Source organism: Tabrizicola sp. (assembly GCF_016792905.1).
Taxonomy (GTDB): domain Bacteria; phylum Pseudomonadota; class Alphaproteobacteria; order Rhodobacterales; family Rhodobacteraceae; genus Tabrizicola.
This window is the reverse complement of the sequence record NZ_JAEULP010000076.1, coordinates 1-7196: the sequence shown is the minus strand read 5'-3', so window position 1 is coordinate 7196 and position 7196 is coordinate 1. Positions and strand designations below refer to the sequence as shown.

Genomic DNA, 7196 nt, shown 5'->3' with positions numbered 1-7196 from the left:
GGGGGTTGTCCCCCCCCACTACCCCCGGGTGTGGCGGGGGGTGTCGCCCTGGCCGCGCCCCCGGGGGGGCGGCCGGTCGGGGGGGGGGGGTGCCCGCCGTTCCACGGGGTGGGGGGGCCCCCCCCCACCCCCCCCCCCCGTCGGGGGGGCCCCCCCCCGACTCCCTGTTCAAGCGGCTTGCACCAGCGCGGCGATCTCGGCCGCGAAGGCGTGGGCGATCCAGGGCATCAGCGCCTGGACATCGGCGGTTTCCACCGTCGAACCGCACCAGATGCGCAGGCCGGGCGGCGCGTCGCGATAGGCGCCGAGGTCGAAGCCCGCGCCCGCCTTCTCGATCCGCTTGGCGACGGCCTTGGCGAAAGCCTCGCCATCGGTGATGCGGGGATCTGTGAACTTGAGACAGACGCTGGTGGTCGAGGCGGTCACCGGGTCTTCGGCAAGGTTCGCAATCCAGGGGTTTGCGGCGCAAAAGTCATGAACGACCTTCGCGTTGGCATTCGCCCGGGCGATCAGGCCTTTCAGCCCGCCAACAGACTTCGCCCATTTCAGCGCGACAAGGTAATCCTCGTTCGCGAGCATCGAGGGCGTATTGATCGTCTCGCCCTGGAAGATGCCTTCGATCAACTTGCCCTTGGCGGTCAGCCGGAAGATTTTCGGCAGCGGCCAGGCGGGGGTGTAGCTCTCCAGCCGCTCCACCGCGCGCGGCGACAGGATGATCACCCCATGCGCGCCCTCGCCCCCCAGAACCTTCTGCCAGGAGAAGGTGGTGACGTCGAGTTTCGCCCAGGGCAGGTCCATGGCGAAGGCGGCAGAAGTCGCGTCGCAGATCGTGAGGCCAGCGCGGTTCGCCGGGATCGCATCGCCGTTCGGCAGGCGGACGCCCGAGGTGGTGCCGTTCCAGGTGAAGACGACATCCTTGTCGAAGTCCACGTCGCGCAGGTCCACGATCTGCCCGTAGGGCGCGATGCGGACCCTGGCGTCGAGCTTCAGCTGCTTGACCACATCCGTGACCCAGCCCTCGCCGAAGCTCTCCCAGGCCAGCATCTCCACCGGGCGCTGCCCGAGAAGCGACCAAAGGGCCATTTCGACGGCGCCAGTGTCCGAGGCCGGGACGATGCCGATCCGGTAGTCGGCGGGAACGCCAAGGATGTCGCGGGTGAGGTCGATCGCCTCTTTCAGCTTGGCCTTGCCAACCGCAGCGCGGTGCGACCGCCCGAGGGGCGCGTCAGCCAGCATGTCGAGGGAGAAACCGGGGATCTTGGCGCAGGGGCCAGAGGAGAAGCGCGGGTTGGCCGGGCGCTTGGCCGGCGGGGTCAGATCAGTCATGGTAGCCTTCCAGCTAAAAGCCCTTCGTTGGGGAAGGGTGTCCCGCTGCCTTGGCTAAAGACCCGCCCGCTCTGGCGCAAGCGGGAAAATCGCGCTAATCCGCCGCTTGGTCGCAAAAAAGCGACAGCGCCGTTCACTATCGGAAACCCGCCCCATGCATGTCGTCACCCTTCTGACCAACCCCGAGACGCCGGTGCTGGAGCGGGTGACGGTGGAGTCCCTGCGCAATGCCTGGGGCGGGGGCGCTGCACGCTGGCTTGATCCCGGCGTGGCGGCGGAGTTCGATCTGGACCATGTGCCGGAGAACCGCTGGCAGGTCTGGGAGGGCTTGCAGGCGCTGCGGGTGGACATGGCGGTGCAGAACGCCCAGGGGCGGAAGAAGCGCCTGCTGATCGCCGACATGGATTCGACGATGATCCGGCAGGAATGCATCGACGAACTGGCCGACGAAGCCGGGGTGGGTGCGCATGTGGCCCGGATCACCGCGCGGGCGATGAACGGGGAACTCGACTTCGAAGGCGCGCTGCGCGAGCGGGTGGGGCTGTTGAAGGGCCTGCCGGAAGCGGTGATCGCCCGCGTCCTGCGCGACCGGATCACGCTGATGCCGGGGGGCCGGGTGCTTCTGGCGACGATGAAGGCGAGCGGTGCCCATGCGGCGCTGGTGTCGGGCGGGTTCACCGCCTTCACCTCGGCGGTCGCCGGGTTGCTAGGTTTCGACGAGAACAGGGCGAACACCTTGCATCTCGCCGACGGTCAACTGACCGGCACGGTGGCCGAACCGATCCTTGGCAAGGAGGCCAAGCTTCAGGCCCTGCAAGAGATCACCGCGCGGCTGCGGATCACGCCGGCCGATGCCATCGCGGTGGGGGACGGCGCGAACGACCTGCCGATGCTTCTGGCCGCAGGCACGGGCGTGGCGCTCCACGCCAAGCCGCGGGTGCAGGCCGAGTGCGACATACGGGTGAACCACGGCGACCTGACCGCGCTTCTCTACCTGCAGGGCTATTCCCGCGACGAGTTCGCCGCATGAAGGTCCGCCCTGCGACGCCGGATGACGTTCCGGACATGACCGAGGTGCTGAACGCCGTCATCGCGCTGGGTGGAACCACGGCCCATGAGACGCCGAAATCCCAGGCGCAGGTTCTGCGTGACTATGTCGACGGGCCGGACGTCCTGTCTTCGGTGGTGGCCGAGGAGAACAGCCGGGTCATCGCCTGGCAGTCCGTCGGCCTTTGGAAGGGCGATCCGCATATCGGCAGCTTCACCGCCCCCTGGCTCCAGGCGCGTGGCGCGGGATCCCGCATGTTTCCGCTGACCTGCGCCCGTCTACGCGAGAGGGGCATCGGCTACGTCATCGCGCATATCCGCGCCGACAATGTGCCGGGCCTGGCGTACTACGCCCGGATCGGCTTTCGCGACATCGGGCATGACGCCGACTTTGCCCTGGGCGACGGCCGCAAGGTCGGGCGGGTCCACCGGCGATTCGACCTGTAGCAGGCGGCAGGCCCCTGCCCCGCGCAGCCATCCGGCAGTCGCGCCCCTTGCGGGGACGCCGCGTCCGTGAAAACCATCGGGGATGAAGTCGAGGACCCGCATCTCGGTGCACCAGACGCAGCGCATGGCGCTGACCACCGGGCTTGCGACCTCGATCCGCATCCTGCGCGCCGATGCGGCGGGCCTCAGCCGCTATCTGGAAGAACAGTCGGCGGAGAACCCCCAGATCATCCTGACCCGGCCGCAGGTGCAGGAATGGCTGCCGCGCTGGAAATCGGCCTTCGCCTCGGATGCCGAACGACCCGAGCAGGAGGCCGGCGGGCCGAGCCTCGTGTCGCATGTGCTGGGCATGATCGAAGCCCTGCGCCTTGATGCGACCGAAAGCCGGATCGCCATGGCGCTTGCCGAGGCGCTGGAGCCGACCGGCTGGATCGGCCGGGCGCTTCCGGCGATTGCCGGGCAATTGGGGGTGGGACTTCCTGCCGTCGAAAGCGTGCTGCGGCGATTGCAGGAGCGGGCGGAACCGACCGGCCTCTTCGCCCGCAACCTGGCCGAATGCCTCCGGTTGCAGGCCGAGGAGGCGGGCGAGCTGGACCGGCCGATGACAGCATTGCTGTCCCGTCTCGACCTGCTGGCGAAGGGTGAGATCGACCGCATCGCGCGCGAGGCCGGGCTGGAGCTTGCCGACCTGCGCCAGGCCTTCGGGCGGATGCGCAGCTATGACCCGAAGCCGGGCGCCGGGTTCGAAGCCTTCACCGCCCCGGTGCGCGAGCCCGACCTGATCGCCGAAAAGGGGGCGGCGGGCTGGATCGTGTCCTTGAACCGTTCGGCCCTGCCCTCGGTCTCGGTCGCGGAAGGCCGGGCCAAGGGCCGGGCCGAGGCGCGGGCCCTGATCAAGATGATCGAGGGGCGGAATGCCACGCTCCTTTCGGTCGGGCAGGACATCCTGCACCGCCAGACGGGCGCACTGGAGGCGGGCCTTGGCGCATTGGTGCCGATGACTATGGCGGAAGTGGCAAGCGCTGTCGGGCTGCACGAAGGCACGATCAGCCGGGTCGTCGCGGGCACGTCGGTCGACACCCCGCGCGGCACCTGGTGGCTGCGGGCGCTGTTCACCAAGGCCGTCCACGAAGGCGGCCCGGCGGCGGGCGCCTTGCGCGACCGGCTGGCCAAACTGGTGGCCGAGGAAGACCCCGACCACCCGCTTTCGGACGACGCGCTGGCCGCAGCGCTGGCCGAGGGCGGCGCGCCCATCGCCCGGCGCACGGTCGCGAAATACCGCGCGATGCTCAACCTTCCCCCCGCGCACCGGCGCAGGCGGCGGCATTGATGTCGCTTCCGGGGCTGACAGCGGCGTGAACCTGCACTAGCTGGCGGAAGACGAGGCGGGTTCAGGGGCGGGCATGGCGATCTTTCTGGGTGTCGATACCGGGGGCACCTACACCGATGCGGTGATCCTGGACGAGGCGGCGAACACCGTCCTCGGCAAGGCCAAGGCGCTGACCTCGCGCCACGACCTCGCGGTCGGGATCGGCGCGGCGGTGGATGCGGCGATCGCGGCGGCGGGCGTGGGTGCGGCGGACGTCGCGCTGGTGTCCCTGTCCACCACGCTTGCGACGAACGCCTTGGTCGAGGGTCAGGGCGCGCGGGTGGCCTTGGTCTTCATCGGCTTCGACGATGCCGACCTTGGTCGCAGCGGGCTGACCGAAGCGCTGAAGGGTGATCCCGTCGTCAAGCTGCCGGGCGGACATACCCATGCCGGGACGGAAGTCGCCGAACTGGACCTGTCGCTTCTGGAACTGCTGGTGCGCGAACTGGGCGACGAGGTTTCCGGCTTTGCCGTGGCCTCGCAATTCGCCACCCGCAACCCCGCGCACGAGATCGCCGCGCGCGACCTGATCCGCCGGGTGACAGGCCGCCCCGTGACCTGTTCGCACGAATTGTCGGCCAACCTGAACGGCCCGAAACGCGCCCTGACCGCCGTCCTGAACGCCCGGCTGATCGGGATGATCGACCGGCTGGTCGCGGCTTGTGAACGGCATCTGGTGCAGGTCGGCATCGACGCCCCCCTGATGGTCGTCCGCGGCGACGGGGCGCTGATTTCCGCCGCCATGGTCCGCGAACGCCCGATCGAGACCATACTCTCCGGTCCCGCCGCCTCGATCGTCGGCGCGCGCTGGCTGACCGGGGCGTCGGACGCGCTGGTCTCGGACATCGGCGGCACCACGACGGATGTGGCGCTTCTGCGCGACGGCCTGCCCGAGATCGACCCCGAGGGCGCCCGCGTCGGCGGCTTCCGCACCATGGTCGAGGCGGTGGCGATGCGCACCACCGGCCTTGGCGGCGACAGCGAGGTGCATCTGGTGACGGAGGGCCTGAAGGGCGGCTTGCGCCTTGGCCCCCGCCGCCTGATGCCGGTCTCGCTCCTCGCGGTGGACCACGGCCCGATGGTCCATGCAGCACTCGACCGCTGGCTTTCGACCGAGGCGGTGGGCGAGATGGACGGCCGCTTCGTCCTGCCGATGACCGGGCAGCGCGGGGGCCTGAACGCCCGCGAACTGGCCGTGCTGGAGCGGATCACCCAGCCCATGCCGATGGCCTCTGCCCTGACCTCGCGGCTGGAAGTTGCGGCGCTGGAACGGCTGGTGGCGCGGGGGCTCGTCATGATCTGCGGCGTCACGCCCTCGGACGCCGCGCATGTGCTGGGGCGGCTGGACAGCTGGGACGGCGCGGCGGCGGAAAAGGCCCTGCGCCTGGTCGCCAAACGGCGCACCGGGGCGGGGGAACGCTTCGCCACCGGGCCGCAGGTCCTTGCGCAAGCCGTTGTCGACCAGCTGACACAACAGACGGTCGATTGTCTGCTGGAAGCAGCCTTCGGCGAGGACGCAGGCTTTGCCGCCGAAGCGCCGGAAGCACTCGCCCGCCACGCACTGACCAAGGCGGGCCTCGCCCGGCACAGGGGCGTGCTGGAAGTCGACGTCAAGCTGGGCGTCCCGGTGATCGGCCTCGGCGCCTCGGCCTCGTCCTACTATGGCGCGGTCGGCGAACGGCTGCACTGCCCGACGATCCTGCCCGAACATGCCGGGGTGGCGAACGCCATCGGCGCGGTTGCGGGCCAGGTCAGCCAGCGGGCGACCGGCACCGTCTCTTCCCCCGCAGAGGGCCGCTATGTCGCGCATCTGGCCGAGGGGCTGCAGGTCTTTTCCTCGTCCGAGGCCGCCCTTGCCGCCGTCGAAACCGCCATGCTCGCCGAAGCCTCCACCCGCGCCCGCGCCGCCGGGGCGGTGGACCTGCGTCTGGTCGTCGACCGCGAGGTGAAGGAGGTCGAGATCGAGGGCCGGACGATGTTCATCGAGGCAAAGGTCACGGCCACCGCCTCCGGCAGGCCGAGGGTGGCGCATCAAGTCTGACGCAGCGACACCCAGGGCAGGGTGAAGGGGGCAGGCACAGCGGGCGACCAACCGGGATCGCTTTCGTAAAGGTGCCGAAAGGCCGCGAAGAACATGTCACGGACCTGCGGCTCCAGTGCCGCGATTTCCGCGAATTGCTGCTCCAGACGAAACTCGGCATTTCCCTGCCGGTCCCCGCTGCGCAGGGCGTCCAGAAGGACAATCGCCAGGCAAGGTACATGGCCGGGCTTGCCGGGAACGTGCGAGACAAGCTCCACCACTTCGGCCGGGAACCAATACTCGCCTTCCGGATAGGCGACCGCCGGGTCGTCGAGCAGCACCTCCAGCGCGGCGCGGTGGCGCGCTACATCGCAGCCATAGTCGGCACGGGCCACCTGTTCCCGCTCGTCGCGCGTCATCCGCCGGGCAATGGCGATCAATGCGGGCGCCAGCTTGCGAAGCGGCGTGGTGATCAGATGGTTTGCGGCTGGAGCGTCGGCCAGCTCGACCAGCCCAAAGGTCCGCAGATGCCCGACCCCGTTCATCAGCGCCGCGCGGATCGGGGCGGGGGCAGCGGTGACGGCCTTGCGGTGCAGCAACCAGAGATCGTCCAGCGCCGGGTCGGGCGATCCCGCATCCATGACAAGCTGCACGATCCCGGCAAGCGCGGCCCAGAGATCGGCTGGCCTGGTTTCGACGCCGAATGCCACGGTCCAGGGATCGGCGATGATCCCGGCGCCGGGAATTCGGGCCAGGTCGGCCAGCACCTGTCTTGTCCGGAAATCCGCGTCCTGCATCACCGCAGCCATTCCTTGATCGGACCACCCCCGCAAGCAGCGCGCTGTCTGACTTCGCCTGCGCCGATTCGCCCTTGACCTCTGCCCCCGGCCCCCTTAATCCGCGCCGCAGTGGCTAGGTAGCTCAGCTGGTTAGAGCGCGCGACTCATAATCGCGAGGTCGAGGGTTCGAGTCCCTCCCTCGCCACCA

6 protein-coding genes and 1 tRNA gene are annotated in these 7196 nt (G+C 69.5%); 5 read left to right on the top strand and 2 right to left on the bottom strand.

Going from position 1 to position 7196, the window contains the following annotated elements; translation table 11 throughout:
- Positions 1 to 168: 168 nt before the first annotated feature.
- Complete coding sequence (locus tag JNL31_RS15880; protein WP_294975288.1) at positions 169 to 1326, bottom strand: phosphoserine transaminase; 1158 nt, start codon at positions 1324 to 1326, stop codon at positions 169 to 171.
- A 154-nt stretch (positions 1327 to 1480) separates the two neighbouring features.
- On the opposite strand from JNL31_RS15880, the gene serB reads away from it, so the two are divergent.
- The 4 genes from serB to JNL31_RS15860 all read left to right on the top strand — a co-directional run bounded on the left by serB (position 1481) and on the right by JNL31_RS15860 (position 6230).
- Positions 1481 to 2356: a phosphoserine phosphatase SerB gene (gene serB / locus JNL31_RS15875; protein WP_294975285.1), complete on the top strand. Its 876-nt coding sequence runs from the start codon at positions 1481 to 1483 to the stop codon at positions 2354 to 2356.
- On the top strand, positions 2353 to 2820 hold the full coding sequence (locus JNL31_RS15870; protein WP_294975282.1) for a GNAT family N-acetyltransferase: 468 nt from the start codon (positions 2353 to 2355) through the stop codon (positions 2818 to 2820). The genes serB and JNL31_RS15870 overlap by 4 nt, the downstream gene beginning before the upstream one ends.
- Positions 2821 to 2902: 82 nt before the next feature.
- Positions 2903 to 4150: an RNA polymerase sigma-54 factor gene (locus tag JNL31_RS15865; RefSeq protein WP_294975280.1), complete on the top strand. Its 1248-nt coding sequence runs from the start codon at positions 2903 to 2905 to the stop codon at positions 4148 to 4150.
- A gap of 73 nt (positions 4151 to 4223) precedes the next feature.
- Positions 4224 to 6230, top strand: a complete 2007-nt coding sequence (locus JNL31_RS15860) for a hydantoinase/oxoprolinase family protein (RefSeq protein WP_294975277.1) — start codon at positions 4224 to 4226, stop codon at positions 6228 to 6230.
- On the opposite strand, the gene JNL31_RS15855 is transcribed toward JNL31_RS15860, so the two are convergent.
- Complete coding sequence (locus tag JNL31_RS15855; RefSeq protein ID WP_294975275.1) at positions 6221 to 7006, bottom strand: hypothetical protein; 786 nt, start codon at positions 7004 to 7006, stop codon at positions 6221 to 6223. The genes JNL31_RS15860 and JNL31_RS15855 overlap by 10 nt on opposite strands.
- 113 nt (positions 7007 to 7119) lie before the next feature.
- On the opposite strand from JNL31_RS15855, the gene JNL31_RS15850 reads away from it, so the two are divergent.
- Positions 7120 to 7196, top strand: a tRNA-Met gene (locus tag JNL31_RS15850).